Genomic DNA, 337 nt, shown 5'->3' on the forward strand with positions numbered 1-337 from the left:
ACCATCAGCAATCAGTGTCTGACACTGTGGAGACTGAGCAAACGGCTTGTCTTGCTTAGACAAATCAATATTGCCTTTCCAGCTCACTTTATCTTCTGCGTTAATGTCTTGCAGGCCAGCACCTAGTTTAATGTTCTTCGCTTCATCACCACCGAAGTGCCAAGTTGTTAGTGGTGCGCCAGCCTCACTGTGCATTGCAGCGACCTCTGAAATCACCTTATCAACAAAGCGAGTCGACGATTCCATACATGGGTTGATAAAGCTCTGCTTATCGTAGAACTGAACCGTAGTTACGTTTGAAGTATCCTGAGGATCCATCAGACGATACTCGTTCGCT

1 protein-coding gene is annotated in these 337 nt (G+C 46.3%); it reads right to left on the reverse strand.

What is annotated here, in order from left to right; genetic code table 11:
* On the reverse strand, window positions 1–337 hold a 337-nt coding region (locus KIV40_RS26030), incomplete at both ends, for a family 20 glycosylhydrolase (protein ID WP_285352086.1).

This window comes from Vibrio sp. D173a (assembly GCF_030248475.1).